Below are 18,426 nucleotides of genomic sequence, written 5' to 3' on the forward strand. Positions count from 1 at the left end.
AAAAACAAGATTGATGAAGCTGAAAAAAGCAGATATCCTAAAAGCGTTGGAAAAAATATCCGCCCCAGGTGAAGGCCAAAATATTGTGGAGAGCGGAGGGGTGACCAATGTCCAAGTCTTTGGTGATGAGGTTGAGGTGGACGTGACCATAAAGAACCCAAGTCTTCAGGCCAAAAAGAAGACCGAAGTGGAGATTTTGAAGATCATCCATAGCGAAGTCTATGAAAAGGCCAAGATCAAGGTCAACCTAAAGGTTGATGCACCTGCCAAACCCAAGGTGAACCAGATAAAGGGAAATCCCATACCAGGAATCCAGAATATCATCGCCGTTGCTTCAGGAAAAGGTGGCGTTGGGAAATCCACGGTAACGGCAAACTTGGCGGTTACCTTGGCCAAAATGGGCTTTAAGGTAGGGCTTTTGGATACGGATATCTATGGACCATCCATGCCCATTATGTTTGATGTGGCCACAGAGAAGCCCTTGTCTGTCAACGTAAATGGCAAGGCCAAAATGAAGCCCGTTGAAAATTATGGGGTCAAATTGTTGTCCATTGGTTTTTTCACAGAACCCAACCAAGCTGTAATTTGGCGTGGCCCCATGGCAGCTAAAGCATTGAATCAGATGATTTTTGATGCCCATTGGGGGGAGTTGGACTTTTTATTGTTGGATTTGCCTCCAGGCACCGGTGATATCCACTTAAGTATCATGCAATCCATGCCGGTAACGGGAGCGGTTGTAGTGAGTACCCCACAGGAAATTGCCTTGGCCGATGCCAGAAAAGGGGTAGCTATGTTCCAACAAGAGGCCATCAATGTTCCGGTTCTGGGAATTGTGGAAAATATGGCCTATTTCACACCAGCAGAGCTGCCTAACAACAAATACCATATCTTTGGGGAAAATGGGGCCAAAAATTTAGCTGAAGACTTAAAAGTGCCTTTTTTGGGAGAAATTCCCTTGGTACAGAGTATCCGTGAAGCCGGAGACGTGGGAAGACCGGCATCATTGCAAACGGCAACCCCAACTGAAGAGGCCTTTGAAGAAATTACAAAAAATGTGGTACAGGAATTGGTTAGAAGAAATACGGACCTACCTCCCACTGAAGCAATAAAAATTACAACAATGGCTGGTTGTGCCGCCGTCAAAAAGAAATGAGCATGACATCAGAAGAAATCAAAAACAATGTTGAAAAAGCCTTGGATGAAATCCGACCTTTTCTTCAAAGTGATGGAGGTGATATCACATTGATCTCAATAGATAATGATAGTTCCGTAAAGGTACGGTTAGAAGGAAATTGCATTGGTTGCAGCGTCAATCAAATGACCCTCAAAAGTGGAGTAGAGATGACCATAAAAAAGTATGCTCCACAAATAGAAGAAGTCATCAATGTGAGCTAGCTGACAAAAATCATAAATCCTTACCAAAGCAAGTGGTAATTTGCATCCCTCAAAAATTTTTGTTGAATGATTAAGACCGATATACTCATTATTGGAGCAGGACCTACGGGTCTTTTTGCTGTTTTTGAAGCGGGCCTATTGCAACTCAAATGCCATTTGATTGATGCCTTACCCCAGCCAGGGGGCCAATGTTCCGAGATATACCCGAAGAAGCCCATTTATGACATTCCTGGGTATCCTGAAGTATTGGCGGGGGAGTTAGTGGACAATCTTATGGAGCAGATTAAGCCCTTTCAGCCCGGATTTACTTTGGGAGAACGGGCCGAAACCATAGAAAAGCAAGAAGATGGCTCTTTTGTGGTCACTACCAACAAAGGAACCCAACATCAAGCCCCTGTAGTTGCCATTGCAGGTGGACTGGGAAGTTTTGAGCCTAGAAAACCGTTGTTGGAAAACCTGTCCAAGTATGAAGATAATGGAGTGGCCTATATGATCAAGGAGCCTGAAATTTATCGGAATAAAAAGGTATTGATTGCAGGTGGAGGTGATTCTGCACTGGACTGGTCTATCTTTTTGGCTGATGTAGCGAATGAAGTCACTTTGGTGCACCGACGCAACGAGTTTAGAGGTGCTTTGGATTCCGTTGAAAAAGTACAGCAACTCAAAAACGAAGGGAAGATCAATCTGATTACGCCTGCTGAGGTAGTGGCTTTGCATGGAGCGAATCAACTGGAGAAAGTAACAGTCAAGAATACGGATACGGACCAAGATATAGATGTTGAGGTAGATTCTTTTATCCCCCTCTTTGGCCTTTCGCCAAAATTGGGTCCCATTGCCAATTGGGGACTCGAAATTGAGAAGAATGCCATTAAGGTGGACAATACCTTGGATTATCAGACCAATGTGCCAGGGATTTATGCCATTGGCGATGTAAATACCTACCCAGGGAAATTAAAACTGATTCTTTGCGGGTTTCACGAAGCCACATTAATGTGCCAAAGTGCCTATCAGCGTATCCACCCTGATAAAAAATATGTAATGAAGTATACAACGGTCGGAGGGGTCACTGGTTTTGATGGAAGCAAAAAAGAAGCCCCCAAAGCCGTGGTCAAAGCAATAGATTAACATTGAATTGAAATGCCCTTTTTGGGCTAAGGGAAGTTATCCTTTTAATGAGTATGAGCGATATCAAGATTACAATTACTGACAGAGAAGGTGTGGCACACGAAGTGGATGCGCCAACAGATATGAACATGAACCTTATGGAAGTGGTCCGTTCCTATGAATTGGCCCCTGAGGGCACCATAGGGATTTGCGGAGGAATGGCCATGTGTGCTTCCTGCCAGTGCTATGTGCAATCGAACCATCAGCTTCCTGAAAAGTCCGATGATGAGGATGCCATGTTGTCCGAGGCCTTTTTTGTGAAGGACAACAGTCGCTTGGGTTGCCAAATCCATATTACCGAAGATTTGGACGGCCTTAAAGTAGAGCTCGCCCCTGCTGAAGATTGATTCTGTAGCTGACCCGGATTCCGAAAACGAACAAAACCCTATCTTTAGTCTTTCTTGTATCACAACATGAGAAAGGCATTACTTTTCCATTTTTTTCTTTTCATATCGATTTTGGGCATGGCCCAAGATCAGTATTTGCAGTTAAGGGCCATAGTTACCGATAGTGCCCAAATCTTTACACCGGAACAGCTTAACTCCTTGGCCAGTAAGCTCAACCGTTTTGAGTCGGAGACCACCAATCAGTTGGTGATTCTTACCATAAACGAACTGGGCTACGAAACTATAGAAGAATATGCCAATGGCGCATTCAACCAGAATCGGTTGGGACAAGAGGATAAGGACAACGGTATCTTGATCCTGTTCTCCAAAAACGACCGTGAAGTGCGCATTGAGGTGGGATATGGTTTGGAACCTTATATTACGGACGCGGTGGCATCACGAATTATCAGGAACACCATGATTCCTAGATTTAAGGAGGAAGACTATTTTGGAGGACTGGATTTGGCCACGGACCAAATCATAGAATTTTTGCTTGATCCAGAGGCACTTGAAGAATTCAAAAGAAAGATGGAAGAAGATAGTGCCATGCCGCTCTGGGCAAAAATTGTGATGATCTTGTTTCTCTCTGTCTTCGTTTTTGCAGGCGGATTTGTTTTCTATAAAGGGTATTCGGCACTTATTGAAATGTTCAGGGGGATTTTTATTGGAAAGCTTGGTTTGGTACCGGGGATTTTCATGATCCCCTTTGGGATGCTTCAAGCTGGTTTTGGATTGGTCTTTATGTTGATGCCCCTGTTTTTCCTTTCCATGTTTCTGGAACTCAATATCAATATTGACCCACTAATGGAAAACCTATCATGGCTGTATTATGTGCTTCCTGGCTTTTTTGTTTTCACCATGCTTTTGGCTTTGTTGAAAATAATGTTCAAAGGGAAAGAAGATTTTAAACTCTCATGGGTAAAATCGGACAGCAGTTACATGAGCAAGACCTTTTCCTCTTCGGGAACCCATTCCTTTGGATCAAGTTCGGGCGGGAGTTCCAGCAGTTTTTCCGGCGGAGGTGGAAGTTCGGGAGGTGGCGGGGCTAGTGGCAGTTGGTAAATCAAATTGAAATCCTGTATTTTCACAACATAAACAAACTACCTCAAAATGAGAGCATTTATCCTAGCTATAGTTTTTGTTCTAATGGCCTGTACGCCAAAGCCAATATCAGAAGTTGAAAAATGGCAGGCCCAAGCAGAAAATATCACCATAATCCGTGACGATTTTGGAGTGCCACACATCTACGGAAAAACAGATGCTGACGCTGTTTTTGGACTTCTTTATGCCCAATGTGAGGATGACTTTAACCGAGTGGAACAGAATTATATCTGGGCTATCGGTCGTTTGGCAGAAGTGGAAGGGGAGGAAGCATTGTATAGCGATCTACGGGCCAAACTATTCATGACCGAGGAAGAGGCCAAGGCCAATTATGAAGATAGTCCCGAATGGTTGAAAGAATTGTGCAACGCTTTTGCAGATGGTGTCAATTACTATCTGCATACCCACCCCGAAGTAAAACCCAAATTGCTGACCCGTTTTGAGCCGTGGATGCCCATGTATTTCAGTGAAGGGTCCATTGGTGGGGATATTGAACGTATTTCCATAGAAAAAATCAAGGCATTTTATGAAAGTGATATGGAAATTCCGGAAATGGAATTGATCAAACAGCAACAAGAAGTGGAAATGGCAGAGCCCCAAGGATCCAACGGTATTGCAATTTCAGGGGAATTGACGCAATCGGGCAACGCCATGCTCTTGATCAATCCCCATACCTCGTTCTATTTTAGGGGAGAGGTGCATGTGGTGAGCGAAGAAGGGTTGAATGCCTATGGCGCGGTGACTTGGGGGCAGTTTTTTGTGTATCAAGGGTTTAATGAAAAGACAGGATGGATGCACACATCAACCTATACTGATGTGATGGATGAATTCAAGGAAACCTTGGTTAAGAATGATGGCAAGCTTTTCTATGCCTACGGAGAGGAGCTACGCCCTGTAGATTCTCTAGAGACAACACTGAAGTACAAAGAGGGGGATACCATAAGGGAGAAGACCTTTCCCATGTACAGGACCCATCACGGGCCCATCACTCACATGGAGGATGGCCAATGGACGGCAAGTGCCATGATGTGGGAACCCGTAAAAGCCTTGGAGCAGTCCTATATTAGAGCCAAACAGGAGGGGTATGACGGATTCCGCAAGATGATGGACATCCGTACCAATTCGTCCAACAATACGGTCTATGCCGATGCTGAGGGTAACATAGCCTACTTTCACGGAAACTTTGTTCCTAAACGGGACACCATTTTTGACTTTACCCAACCGGTGGATGGAAGCAATCCCAAAACAGATTGGCAAGGTTTGCACACGGTTGACGAAAATATTTTGGTGTTGAATCCTAAGAATGGTTGGATTCAAAATTGTAATTCTACCCCTTACACATCGGCTTTGGAATACAGTCCTAAACGGGAAGATTACCCCAAGTACATGTCTCGGGATGAAGAAAATTTCAGAGGGGTTCATGCTATTGAATTGTTGACTGATAGAAGCGGGTATACCTTGGACAGTTTAATTGAGCTGGCCCATGACCCCTACCTGCCGGCATTTGAGGCCTTGATTCCAGGATTGGTAAAAGCCTATGATGCCCGTCCAAAACCAGAATTAAAAGAACCTATAGAAGTTTTACGCCAGTGGGATTTCACTACATCAAAGGAGTCTGTTGCCATGACCTTGGCGCATTATTATGGAACACGTTGCTATGCAAAAGCTGAAAGGCCAAAAGATAGCTATGCCATGCAGTGGGTGGAATATTGGGGCAGTGGTTTGCCTAACGAAGAAAAGTTGGCTCTTTTCCAAGAGACCCTTGATCAATTGAAAAACGATTTTGGCACTTGGCAAATGCCTTGGGGAGAGGTAAACCGATACCAACGTTTGAATGGGGATATCCGCCAGCCGTTTGATGATACAAAACCTAGCATGCCCATTGGTTTTGCCAGTGGCAGATGGGGGGCTTTGGCGGCCTATGGGGCACGATATGATAACAACACCAAGAAGATTTATGGGACCCGCGGCAACAGTTTTGTGGCCGTGGTAGAGTTTGGTGATCGGGTAAAGGCCAAGACCATGCTGGCAGGAGGGCAGAGCGGAGACCCCAACTCGCCACATTTTAATGATCAAGCACTGCGGTATGCCGATATGGAATTTAAAGATGTAGCCTATTATAAAGAAGACGTATTGAAAAGGGCCAAACGAACCTATAAACCGGGGGAATAATTATTCGTCTTCCTTGACGATGATCAAACTGGCCCGAGAACCTGTGGAAAGGTTCCAACGGTTGTTGTGGATAACCTCGCCTTTCTCATCGGCCACCACGACTTGGGCTGTATTGGGTCCGGACGAGCCTTGGTTGAGCGCTTCAAACTCAATACGATTAAATCCCTTGACCAAATCTACATTGATTCCTTTAAAGGAACCAGTGAGCAAAAGATTGAACTCGACCACTTCTCCATTGACATAGATTTTAATACGATCACCATCCACATATTCGTGATCTCGGCACACTATGCCCACAAACTTGGAAGAGGTCTTAAAATCCCCCAAATATTGATCTCCAAAATGTTCTTTGGACCCTTTTTTCTCTTTTTCTCCCACTTTTGGATCAATGACCATATCATGCCCTGCTTGTAAAAGTTCCCTATCTGGAAGCATTTTCACGCTTGGCTTGTCATTTTTGTCTTTAAGGTTTTCGTCAAGAACTGAGGGCATGCGAAGAAGTGTCCCTTGATTGCTAGATTTTATGTCCAAATCGTTTCGTTCACCAATCTTTAATGGACGGGTGGTAGGAAGATCGGATTGCGCTTGCAAAACACTGATTCCCAACACTAGACCTAAGAAAGAAAAAACAAGTCTTTTCATAGCAAAAAGGGTAAAACGGCTATGATAAAGTTAACAAATACCTTGCCATGAGGGTGATAAATTGAAGTTAAATCGTTGAAAAGCGCATTCGGAAAATGGTAATTTTTTTAATTGCCCATATAATCCACCAACTTTTCTGGCCCTTCAAGTAATACCCTTACAATCTGTAGTGTACCGTCTGCCTTGGTATCTATATGCCATTTGATCAATGAGATCTTTCCATTTTCGACCTCTAATCCGGTAATGCTTCTGGGGTGAACACAGCTTCCGTCATTGAAAAATGGAATCTGCCCCGGTTCTGGAAAGCGCGGTCTATGTGTGTGCCCAACAATGGTAATTTGAAGATTGTTTCGAAGAATCCAGCGTTTTATTCGTTTTTCAATTCTTATGAGCTCCTTGTAATTCTTTGCGGGGCTAGTTGGGTCTGCAATGCCAACCACCTGAAGGGGTTTCCAGAGTATACGGACCAAAAAACGTCCAATGCGCCAACACACATAGTTCCACCAATCGGCTTGATGTCCGTGTGTACAGAAAAGTTTTTGGCCGGTTTCTGTATGTTTTAAGACTAGGCCTTCGTGGTAAGTGATTCCTTCAAAAAGGGCCTTGTCCGATCCATCAATAGGTTCAAAATAATGAGACAGGTGCTTGTCTACATAATCTTTGTCCCTATAGACCATATCATGGTTCCCCCAGATCATGTGCAAACGTTTTTCCAAATGAAACCTACGAAGCAGTTGGTACACATTTTTGTGAGCTTCAAAAATGGAATCGAACCCAATATTTTCCCAAAGCTCGTCGCCGTCACCCAACTCGCAGTAATGGAACCCTTCTCGATAGTAATGATTTAAGGCATGGAAATAAATATTTCTGTTATTGGCAAAATCATCGGCAAAACTATTGTCTCCCCTATGGCAATCACTGAATAAAATAAACTTGGAGTCGTCATCAAAAGGAATGACTTTGGCATTTTTGTAGGCCCGATCTAATCTGGCATTGGAGGACATGCGATAAATTTTACTAAATATCCTTAAAAATGGCGATTAATCCATAAATATTTCCATTATGAAAAGAAGAGTGGGTGTTTTTGTAACTTTGTAAACTAAACTTCGACCAATAGCTGTATGAGGGGAAATTACAATGCTGAAAGTCCAATGGTGCAGTTGGTAAGCTTTAACAAGCTACTTGAGCATTATGACGAACAACTGAACAGCAAGGATAAGCATCTTGCTGAACGGGCAAAGTATATTCTGGACACACAGGCCCCTTACCCAATACTCAGGGAGGGTTTCGACGATTTTAGTTTGTTGGAAAAATATAAGGATGTCATTGGTGTAATATTGGCTGACACCTTTTCTTCCGTGCTTACCCAAAATGAGATAAAGACCGCATCCACTCCATTTGAAAATTTGACTTTCAATTCATCGGAGCGATTTAAAAAAATATTGAAAGATGCCGGAGAGGATTTTGAACTGAAAATCCGAAACATTCCTGATGAGCTTAGCTACATCATGAAATGTACTGTGATCCTTAGCTTTTATTACGGCTTTAAATTGGATTTTAAGCGGCCCTTCTTTTATGATATCCCTGATGCCAATGGGGTAACGCATCACTATCGTATTCTGTACAACGCGGATTTCATGGAAATCATTCCCACGGAGCAGTCCAAGGAACTCACCCAGGAAGATGTGGATGAGCTTTTGGAAAATTTTGAAAACCTGGAGCTTTGGAAGGAAAAAATTCCACCCAATAGTTTTATCACCAAGGGTTTTGTGATCTCCAATATGTTCGATGTCACTGCGGAGCACTCCATTTCTGAAATCAAATCAACCCTTATAGGAAAGCACAAGCAGGCAGGGGATGACTTTATGTGGAGCTTTCAGGATACATTTAGGTCGTTGTTTAAGCTCAAGGAAATTAGAGTGGGATTTGCGGGCTATGATTCCAATGCCAATCATTTCTTTAAGATTTACGGCAAGGGAATGGAAAGCTTTATCCTCCATGGTGAGGATTCACAGCCCTGTGATGCTATGCTATGTGACTATTCGCACGGAAAACTGTTTCGGGAGAGTAAGTATTTTGCCATTTCCAATGTAGAGAAATCGTTGGCCAGGTCCAAGAATGGTCAGCCCTACAAAAGTTTGAACGAACAGGGTATAAAGAGCGCTATTTTGGCACCCATTTCAAATGACGGAGAGCTTTTGGGCGTATTGGAACTGGTTTCAAACAAGGTCAATGAGCTCAATAGTGTCAATGCCAATAAATTGGATGATGTAATGCCGTTTATCATATCTGCGGTATTGCGATCTATTGAAGAAGAGGAAAATCTGGTAGATGCCATCATTCAACATGAATGTACCACCGTACACCCTTCGGTATATTGGAAGTTTCAGGAAGAGGCCAAACGTTTTATGGCCGATGAGCTTGCAGGGAATCAACCCTTGTTCAAGGAAATTGTATTTAAGGATGTACACCCCTTGTATGGTCAAATAGATATCAAGGATTCTTCCAAGGAGCGTAACCTTTCCATTCAGCGCGATTTAATGATCCAGCTTTCGGAAATCAATGAGATTTTAGAGGCTGCTATCAAAAAGTATAAACTTCCCATTTATGAAGAATTGATGTATAGGGTGGAGACCTATCTCAATGAGGTCAAAGAAGCCCTCTATACCCATACAGAGCAGGCGGTGTTTGATTTTGTAAAAGAGGAAATAGACCCAGTTTTTAAGCATTTAAGGAAAGAGGATAAAGAAATCAAGGACCTTATTCAACAATACGAGTACAAGATTGATGAAACCACTGAATCGTATTATGACCACCGTCGTAATTATGATGAAAGTGTCATGGAGGCCAACATGCAACTAGCGGCTTTGTTGGATAAGAAACAGGTGGCTGCCCAAGAAATGTTTCCGCATTATTTTGAAAGGTACAAGACTGACGGGGTGGAGCACAACATGTATATTGGAAGCTCCATTGCACGGGATAGGAAATTCAACAATCTGTATTTGAGCAATCTAAGGTTGTGGCAGCTTCAGGTTATGTGCGACATGGAGAATAAATACTATGCCATGAAGCCCCATTTGCCTGTAAAACTGGATGTGGCTTCGTTGATTTTGGTATACAGTACTTCCTTGTCCATACGTTTTAGAATGGATGAAAAGCGCTTTGATGTAGATGGAACCTACAACGCCAGATATGAGGTCATCAAAAAGCGAATTGACAAATCGTACATAAAAGGCACCAACGAAAGGCTGACCCAAAAAGGCAAACTTGCCATTGTATATTCCCAGCGTAAAGAGGAAAGGGAGTACATGCGGTATATTCAGTTTTTAAAGGCCAAAGGTTATTTCACCAACAATATAGAGATTGTAGAGCTTGAAGGACTTCAAGGTGTTACAGGACTTAAGGCTATTAGGGCGGAGATTTTGTACAAGAAAGACAAGGCGTCTGAACGCACCTATACCTACGATGATTTAATGGAAGAACTGAAGACGTGATTAAAAGGTAAGCCTATCCGGGCCAAAAAAGCGAAAAGCAATTCCAAAAGCCAGTACAGAGACAATCATTCCCAACATAAAAATGTTGTAGGTAATCCTAAGGATTTTGTACTTTTTATTCAAAACAAGACCTAGATAGTATAAGTCTTTGGTCAATGAGGAATACACATAATCCTTGTCTTTGACCAGTTCTTGAAGCGCCCACTCATATTCCGCCAAATCCATTTTATGAAAATTGCCAAAGAATAAAAGGTTCACCCTTTTTTGCTCCACATCTTCCTTGGTGAATTTTCCAGTGGTAACATTCGGCCTAGTGGCCAAAACCGATAAGATCATGGAAGCCACGCTGAACAGAATCAGAATAAATGTGGGATATATGAGATAGGTATTGGATGGGTTGTCCAGTTTGGTGAGCAAATTGGCCAAGACCAAGGAAATGATTATGGCGTTCACGGATAGTAAGATATTCGCCTTGGTGTCTGCAATATCGCTCAGCTTTAAATGATTTTTTAAGGTAACGCGGTATAGGGTCTGCACGCTCCTGTCTGGGCTTTCCTGTTTGTATTTGGCTTTGAGCGCTTCCTTTTTGGCAATGTCTTTTTCGGTTTTTTTCTCCTTTACCAACTGTTTCAGGTTACGTTCCTTACCTTCTTCCCAATTCTCTCTGGCATAATCGGTATAAAAAACGTGCTCATTGCGGAACATTTTAATATTAATGTCGCGCCATTCTTTTGGGGAATAATCGGCCACGCCAAGTTCTTTTAGTTCCATCCTCAAAAAATCGGTGGTTTCCCAATAGCTTTTTTTGGCAAAATGGGAAGAATCGGCATCACGGATTATCTGTTCGGATAAGTTCTGGGGTTCATGGTGTCTTTCGGTGGCCATGATTAAACTGCAGACTTTATCTATATCAGTGGTGGGATAGTCATTTTCCTTCAAAAAATCCGTGGCAATCTTGCATCCGGCTTTTTCATGGCTTTCACGACCATGGACATATCCTGTGTCATGGAGCCATGCTGTTAAAAGCAATTTTTCCTCCTCATCCTTGTCAAAACCATAGAAATTGAGCAATTCTTTAGTACTTTTAACTACGCGTTGGGTATGTCGTAGGTTGTGATACAAAAACCTTGGATCAAGCTCATTTTTCAAAAGTTCCGAAGCAAAATGTTCAGCTTTTTCTACTATTTCCGACATAACTAATAGTTTGATCATCCAAAGTACAAAATTTTGGATTCAACCTCATGGATATGAAGAAACATTACGTGCTTGCAAGCTTGCTCATCTTGGCGTACGGATGCGCCACATATGAAGCAAAATATGAAGCCCCAGCTAATTCTGATGTGGCCTCTAACGAGGAAGTGGAGCACACGTTTTATTTGATCGGAGATGCAGGGGAGTCACCACTGGGAGACATGAACCCTACCTTAAAGCGGTTTAAGTCCGTTTTGGATAAAGCCAGCACCAATAGCACAGTACTTTTTTTGGGCGACAATATTTATCCTGCTGGATTTCCTGACAATGACGATGACCCAAAGGGCCACGGGTTGGCAAAGAATCATCTGGACGCGCAATTGGCTACGGTAAAATCTTTTCAAGGTAAGACCCTGTTCATTCCCGGAAATCATGACTGGTATAGTAAGGGTTTAAAAGGTCTGGAACGGGAAGAGGAGTACATCCAAAAAGCATTGGATAGCAAAGATGTTTTTCTGCCAGACAATGGATGTCCCATTGAAAAAGTTGAAATAAGCAATGAGATAATGGTCATTGCCATAGATACGGAATGGTACTTGACCGATTGGGACAAGCATCCCACGATGAATGATGAGTGCGAGATAAAGAACCGTTCAAGATTTTTGGAGGAACTGGAAAGCCTGATCAAGAAAAATCTCGATAAAACCATTATTATTGCTCTGCATCACCCCATGTTTACCTACGGTTCCCATGGAGGCCAGTTTTCTGCCAAAGAACATCTAAATCCCTCTGGTGGAAGCTTCCCATTTCCCGTTTTAGGCACAATGGCCAATGTTTTGCGCAGGACCTCGGGCGCATCCATCACAGATTTATCCAACAAAAAATACAATGAACTAAAAAAGAGAGTCATCACACTTTCCCAGTACTCCGAAAAGGTAATATTTGTATCGGGCCATGAGCATACCCTTCAATATATTGAAGAATTTGGAAAACCGCAGATTGTTAGTGGTTCTGGAGCAAAGGAAGGAGCTACGCGCTTACTCAATGGCAGTAAGTTTTCCACTGGGAAGAACGGATATGCCATTCTCAGGGTGTACAAGGATGGCTCAAGTAGTGTAAGCTTTTTTGGTGCGGACGAAAGGTCAGAAGAGTTGTTGTTCCAGACCCAAGTACTGCCTGCAGACCGATCTACAAAAAGTGTATCCATGCCGGCGGATTTTCCCTCTTTTATGGAGGCATCGGTGTATACTGAAGAAGAAATTGACAAAAGTGGCTTTCATAAATTTTTGTGGGGAGAACGCTACCGAAAGTATTACGCAACCAAGGTAAAAGCGCCAACGGTTAGGTTAGATACGCTTTTCGGGGGCTTAAAAGTAGTTCGTAAAGGAGGGGGTAACCAGTCCAATTCCTTACGATTGGAAGATGATCAAGGTAGACAGTATGTTATGCGTGGTCTCCGTAAAAGTGCAGAACGCTATCTACAAGCCATAGCGTTTCAAGAGCAGTACATTATAGGTCAATTTGAAGATACCTTTACCGAGGACTTACTTTTAGATCTATATACTGGGGCACACCCTTATGCACCATTTACCATTGGTAAATTGTCTGATGCTGTTGGGCTTTACCATACCAATCCAAAATTGTACTATGTGCCCAAGCAATCCGTTTTGGGAGGCTTTAATTCAGATTTTGGTGATGGGCTTTACATGATAGAGGAGCATGTTTCCGATGAGCATGATGATCTTGAGAGCTTTGGTAGAACCAAGAAAATTGAAAGCACCTATGATTTAATGAACAAGCTAAGGGAAGATGAAGAATATCGTATAGACCAGAAGGAGTATATAAAGGCTCGATTGTTCGATATTCTCATTGGGGATTGGGACCGACACGTAGATCAGTGGCGATGGGCCGAATTTAAAGAAGGGGGCTACAAAGTTTTTAAACCTATACCGAGGGATAGGGATCAAGCATTTTCCCGATGGGGCGATGGATTGGTCATGGGGTTTGGTTCAAGAGCAGTTCCAGGGCTTCAAATTTTTGAAGGGTTTCAAAAAGAAATTAGAAGTGTAAAGGGCTTTACCTCATCTCCAAGGACTTTTGCACTGGATATGGCTCTTTTATCCGCATCTGATGTGAATCTGTGGATAGAACAGGCCCAATTCATCCAAAAAAATATAGATGAAAATGTTATTGACAATGCTTTTATGGATTTTCCCGAAGAGGTCAGGGATGAATCCTTGATGAAAATAAAGGACATTTTACTGGCCAGAAAGCGAAACCTTGTGGAAACGGCCAAGGAATACTTTTCCGTACTCAACAAGTATAGTGTGGTTACAGGAACGGATAAAGACGATTATTTTAATGTTACATCCATGCCCAATGGTTTTGTTGAGGTGCGTGCCTATCGAATAAAGGGAGGGGAAAGGAAAGATTTGTTTTTTGAAAAGGTGTATAACCCTACGTTCACAAAGGAAATCTGGTTATACGGCTTGGACGACGATGATGTTTTTGATGTAAATACGCCGACTTCCAAAATTAGGGTAAGGATTGTTGGAGGTCAGAATAATGATGTCTACAAGATTTCCGAAGACTCCAAAAAAGTACACACTTATGATTTTAAGGCCAAGAAGAATACATACGATGAGGCCTTTGGGGGAAGCGTCCATCAACTGAACGACTACGAGACAAACACGTATGATTTTTTAAAGGTAAAGGCAAGCAATAATCAGATTTTGCCCACTTTAGGATTTAATCCAGATGACGGGTTCCGGATTGGTTTTACCAATACCTATACCTTTAATGGGTTTAAGCAGAACCCTTTTACCCAACAACATATAGTAAACGCGGCCTATTATTTTGCCACAAACGGTTTTGATGTGGGCTATACAGGTGAATTTGCGAACGTTTTCAACAAGGTAAACCTTGAAATGAAAATACGGTTTACCAGCCCTAATTTCACCCTTAACTTTTTTGGTTTTGGCAATGAAACCGAAAATAACGATGATGAAGAACCTTTGGGCTTGGACTACAATAGGGTAAAGCTGCGAACCTTACGATTTAATCCTTCTTTGGTTTGGAGAGGCTACTTGGGGTCCAAGGTTAGTTTGGGCGTTTCATATGAAAGTATCGAGGTAGAGGAGACCGAGGACAGGTTCATCAATGAATTTTATATTGGAAACGGAGAAGAGAGTCATCAGAATTTCTTTGGTGTTGATGGGGAGTACCGTTATTCCAATACAGATAATGAAGCATTTCCGACTATGGGGATGGATTTTTCGCTACAAAGTGGATACAGGACCAATATTGATGAATCTGGCAGGTCATTTGGGTTTATTGTCCCCAGTTTGGCCGTGGATCATAAAATATCCTCGGATGGTAGATTGGTGCTGGCCACCAAACTCAAAGGTCATTTTATTATTGGTGATGATTTTGAATTCTACCAAGGTGCCAGCATAGGAGGAAATAATGGTCTTCGTGGATTTCGTTTCCAAAGGTTTACAGGAAAAACGGCATTCTATCAAAACACAGATATTCGATATAGCTTTAGAAGCCAGCGAACCGGGGTGTTGCCCGTAACTCCTGGAATTTATGGAGGGTTCGATTATGGAAGAGTTTGGCTTCCCTCCGAAGAATCAAGCAAATGGCACAATTCGTATGGAGGTGGTTTTTTTGTGAATGGGACCGATATCATCACGGCAAATTTTGGCTTGTTCAATAGTATGGATGGCCTCCGGTTTGCCTTTGGGGTAGGGTTTGGTTTCTGATGAAAAAATCAATTTAACTTAAACCGATATAGTTTTCGCCCTGTTTTTTTGTTTTCCTCATCAGCAAGTAGCAAAGTGCTGTTGTCCAAAAATCCAATGGATTCTATCTGGGTTGAAGAGTTGAGATCAATAATTTTTATGTGGGCTTTGGTAATATTGGGAAGATCAAAATCTGTCATCAAAAATACAAACCCATAGCTTAAAAGGGCAATGGACTTGCCGTCCGGTGAAATATCCGCCCCGGTAACGGAGCAATGGTCCTGGTCCATGCAGAGGGACAGACTCCCTAAAAATTCGGCATTATAGTCCCCTTCTGTGTCTGGAATCCTATAGGCTAAGGTTTTCCCTGTGTAAGGCCGTGTTCGGTTTTTGGTAAAAATGTAGAGGAAGCCTTTCCAATGAAAGAAGGCTTCAGCATCATAAAGTAAACCATCTCTTTTAGGGGGAAATTTGTTTTGCTGTGGATAATGGAATCGTATCTTTTTGGCATTGGGCTCTTTTTTGCCAAACTCTGCATGGGATACTTTGTAGATGACCAAATCTTCCCGCATATTGTTGTTGTTGCCAAAGTCCCCAATATAAATATTGCCATCAGAATCTTGGGCCAAATCTTCCCAATCCTTATTTTTTGCATGGTCAATTTTAAAGGTCTCAATAATTTGGGCAGTAGTATCGATTTTATAAATGGAACTTTTGTTGCCACTATCCTGGATAACCCAAATGTTTTCGTTGGAAGCTATTTCCAACCCAGAAACTTCAGAAAGTTTTGATGGAAACTTGCCAAGTGTTTCCAATTGCCCGTAATAGGTTTTTTGGGCGCAGCCCTGTATAAAAAAAAGAACCAATAGGATGGAAATCCTGCTCATTCAGATTCTTTTAAGGGCATATATACCTCAGTTTTCCACAAGAGTTCGTTTCCTCCCATGTTCGGGTTGTTGAAGAAAACCTCAATGGGTTTTTCCTCAACGGGGACATTGTTCTTTTTGGCATACTCCAATAAGGCGTACCATGCCCTATCCGAAGAAACATAATTGCCATTATATACAGCTTTTAAAGCCCTTTTGGCAAAAATGCGCTTGTAATGGATGTTGGGATGATTGGGGAGCTTTTCAGAACGTATTATGGGATAGCAAAAGTTATAGGAAAGGCGGTCTGCTTCCAGGTTCCAATCCACAACTTCAATAAAGGGAGGGCCATTTACCTGCACCTCATTTTCGACCAAAATTGAACTTAAAAACGAATAATTGGCCATCATGCCAGATGCCTTTTCAGCTTGAGGGGTCTCTAAAGAAACACAGGCACAAAAGGTAGAAAAAAGCTCATCTTCTCCCAATATGGTCACCTTGATGTTATTGAGGTGTTCGTTCAAAAACTCGTTAAAATCCAAAAGTGTCTTACGGGAACCTTTTTCAAAATCAGTATCAGAAAATGGAATTTTTATTTTGTTCACCAAGGAGTGATCCAAATCCTTGATGTTCACCTTAACTTGGCTTAAAGAATCATGTATAGGGGTAACGTTCCATTCGTATAAAATTACGGAGTCATTAGATATAATGGTTTGTTCAAAACGGTTTAGACTTTCATAATCAACCGGAATGGTAGTATCCATGGTCTTGTTCCATGCCTTTACGGTTTCATAGATCGTCCCGGGAATTGCCTTGGCCTTAAAACTCACTTGATAATCTTGTGGTTTTAGGAACAGGTACCAAAAGAGCAATAGAGATACAAGGGCAAGAACTGTTACACTGATTCTCTTCATAATTGGTGGCAAAGATAGGGAATCACCCTTTTGTCATGTCCAGTTTGTTAACGATAAATGCTCCTAAATCACGTCCTTGTGTAACACCTACTTCTACGGCGGCACGATAATGGATTCCACCATACATTCTACTTATCGCGGCCTCATCTGCCGCTTCTTTAAATGACTTAAAGGAGCGAACGGGTAAACCAAACGGGATTTCAGTATCGTCATCAAAGGCAAAATTATCTCCAAAAACATCGGTAAGTGCAGTAGATGCTGCTCCAGATACCACACTATGGCCACTGGTATATTCAGGGAATGGAGGGGTTTGCAATATAGGTTCCCAACTATCATCAAAATGTTCGTTGATCAAGGTTTCGGGACGAATGAGATTACTTCTATATTTTTCGTCCCAGCAGCTGATAAACCCATCTGCTATGGCTATGGAAGCCTTGGTGTAAGCATAAATTGTCTTGGCCATATCGGCATTGTCTTTTCTACATGCAATTTTGGTGATGCCAATCCAATGGGCACCTGGTGTTATCTTTTTGGTAGCAAACATTAAATGTCCTCGTGTTACGGAGACATAGGGGTTACAATCCCAGAATTTAGCAATGGCCACTTCTTCTGATTCGTCCCCTCGGGAACTAATATCTTTGCCAATCTCATATACTTCTCTAACTTCTTTATAAAAATCTGAACCTTCTTCCATGGAAAACTCTGGAGGGGGAGCAGGTTTAAATTGATCTGCGGAATCAATGGCAAACGGCCGTATTTTGCTCCAATGAGGCTCCAAACCGTTCATGTATGCCGGTGGAGTTGGTTGCCAACGGGAGGGTTCTTCAGAATTTACCGAAAATTTGGGCATGGTTCGGGTTTGCTTGTAGTTGTCCTTATCCATCCAAGCGGCAATGTGATTGGCTACTTCCAAACCATAAGCCTTGGAAGCATTAAACAGCGTTTCATTTTTGTTGGCCCAAATAGAGTAAAGACTGTCACGGAAGCTTTCAATGCGGTCTTCGGAGAAAATCAACTTTTTGCTCAAATCCATATGGGCCACTAGGGCGGCCAGCTCAAAATTAATGCTGTCCCCTGCTTTGGGGTCTGGTATGGGGGTTAAATCGTGTACCTGGCCCGCCAAGGATTTATAATGATCGTTCTTCTTTGCTATGATTTCATAGGCTGCAATATTGGGATACGCAAAAATTCTACTTGCAACTGGAGGTGAAAAGATATCGTGGATCATTACCTCGATTACCTTGTCCACAGATTTATGGTATTCCTCTGAAGTAATTACGATTTGCTCGGGCTCTTTCTTACAAGAGGTGAAAACCATCAGCAGTATGGCTAATAGACTTAATCTTTCTTTCATGGTT

14 protein-coding genes are annotated in these 18,426 nt (G+C 42.4%); 8 read left to right on the plus strand and 6 right to left on the minus strand.

The features are described from left to right. Positions 1 to 13 precede the first annotated feature (13 nt). The 6 genes from EZV76_RS04565 (at position 14) to EZV76_RS04590 (ending at position 6,218) form a co-directional block, all read left to right on the plus strand. Complete coding sequence (locus EZV76_RS04565; protein WP_136565384.1) at positions 14 to 1,153, plus strand: Mrp/NBP35 family ATP-binding protein; 1,140 nt, start codon at positions 14 to 16, stop codon at positions 1,151 to 1,153. 2 nt (positions 1,154 to 1,155) lie between these two features. Then, entirely contained in the window at positions 1,156 to 1,395 is a 240-nt protein-coding gene (locus tag EZV76_RS04570; RefSeq protein WP_136565385.1) for a NifU family protein, read from the plus strand. Between the two features lie 66 nt (positions 1,396 to 1,461). Further along, positions 1,462 to 2,520: an NAD(P)/FAD-dependent oxidoreductase gene (locus EZV76_RS04575; protein WP_136565386.1), complete on the plus strand. Its 1,059-nt coding sequence runs from the start codon at positions 1,462 to 1,464 to the stop codon at positions 2,518 to 2,520. Between the two features lie 53 nt (positions 2,521 to 2,573). Continuing rightward, positions 2,574 to 2,906: a 2Fe-2S iron-sulfur cluster-binding family protein gene (locus EZV76_RS04580; protein WP_136565387.1), complete on the plus strand. Its 333-nt coding sequence runs from the start codon at positions 2,574 to 2,576 to the stop codon at positions 2,904 to 2,906. Between the two features lie 117 nt (positions 2,907 to 3,023). Then, positions 3,024 to 4,007 (plus strand): TPM domain-containing protein, encoded by a 984-nt coding sequence (locus EZV76_RS04585; RefSeq protein ID WP_236640856.1) that lies wholly within the window; start codon positions 3,024 to 3,026, stop codon positions 4,005 to 4,007. 48 nt (positions 4,008 to 4,055) lie between these two features. Beyond that, a complete protein-coding gene (locus EZV76_RS04590) occupies positions 4,056 to 6,218 on the plus strand; it encodes an acylase (RefSeq protein WP_136565389.1) in 2,163 nt (720 codons plus the stop codon). On the opposite strand, the gene EZV76_RS04595 is transcribed toward EZV76_RS04590, so the two are convergent. After that, positions 6,219 to 6,860 carry a hypothetical protein gene (locus tag EZV76_RS04595; RefSeq protein WP_136565390.1) on the minus strand — a complete coding sequence of 214 codons (642 nt, stop codon included), beginning with the start codon at positions 6,858 to 6,860 and terminating at the stop codon, positions 6,219 to 6,221. A gap of 107 nt (positions 6,861 to 6,967) precedes the next feature. Next, positions 6,968 to 7,864 (minus strand): metallophosphoesterase family protein, encoded by an 897-nt coding sequence (locus EZV76_RS04600; RefSeq protein WP_136565391.1) that lies wholly within the window; start codon positions 7,862 to 7,864, stop codon positions 6,968 to 6,970. Between the two features lie 117 nt (positions 7,865 to 7,981). Between EZV76_RS04600 and EZV76_RS04605 the strand changes: the two genes are divergently transcribed. Further along, on the plus strand, positions 7,982 to 10,354 hold the full coding sequence (locus EZV76_RS04605; RefSeq protein ID WP_136565392.1) for a GAF domain-containing protein: 2,373 nt from the start codon (positions 7,982 to 7,984) through the stop codon (positions 10,352 to 10,354). Here the strand turns inward: EZV76_RS04605 and EZV76_RS04610 are convergent, their stop codons facing one another. Beyond that, a complete protein-coding gene (locus EZV76_RS04610) occupies positions 10,355 to 11,548 on the minus strand; it encodes a Pycsar system effector family protein (protein ID WP_136565393.1) in 1,194 nt (397 codons plus the stop codon). Between the two features lie 53 nt (positions 11,549 to 11,601). On the opposite strand from EZV76_RS04610, the gene EZV76_RS04615 reads away from it, so the two are divergent. Continuing rightward, positions 11,602 to 15,309, plus strand: a complete 3,708-nt coding sequence (locus EZV76_RS04615; RefSeq protein WP_201741820.1) for a metallophosphoesterase — start codon at positions 11,602 to 11,604, stop codon at positions 15,307 to 15,309. 8 nt (positions 15,310 to 15,317) lie between these two features. Here EZV76_RS04615 and EZV76_RS04620 read toward each other — a convergent pair whose 3' ends face one another. Genes EZV76_RS04620 through EZV76_RS04630 form a run of 3 tightly spaced genes read right to left on the minus strand, consistent with a single transcriptional unit; the run spans position 15,318 to position 18,422 of the window. Next, positions 15,318 to 16,175 carry an NHL repeat-containing protein gene (locus EZV76_RS04620; protein WP_136565395.1) on the minus strand — a complete coding sequence of 286 codons (858 nt, stop codon included), beginning with the start codon at positions 16,173 to 16,175 and terminating at the stop codon, positions 15,318 to 15,320. Further along, positions 16,172 to 17,068 (minus strand): GyrI-like domain-containing protein, encoded by an 897-nt coding sequence (locus EZV76_RS04625; protein WP_136565396.1) that lies wholly within the window; start codon positions 17,066 to 17,068, stop codon positions 16,172 to 16,174. The genes EZV76_RS04620 and EZV76_RS04625 overlap by 4 nt, the downstream gene beginning before the upstream one ends. 22 nt (positions 17,069 to 17,090) lie before the next feature. Further along, positions 17,091 to 18,422: a vanadium-dependent haloperoxidase gene (locus tag EZV76_RS04630; RefSeq protein WP_136565397.1), complete on the minus strand. Its 1,332-nt coding sequence runs from the start codon at positions 18,420 to 18,422 to the stop codon at positions 17,091 to 17,093. Between the last annotated feature and the right edge of the window lie 4 nt (positions 18,423 to 18,426).

Source organism: Flagellimonas alvinocaridis (genome assembly GCF_004916895.1).
Classification (GTDB): domain Bacteria; phylum Bacteroidota; class Bacteroidia; order Flavobacteriales; family Flavobacteriaceae; genus Flagellimonas; species Flagellimonas alvinocaridis.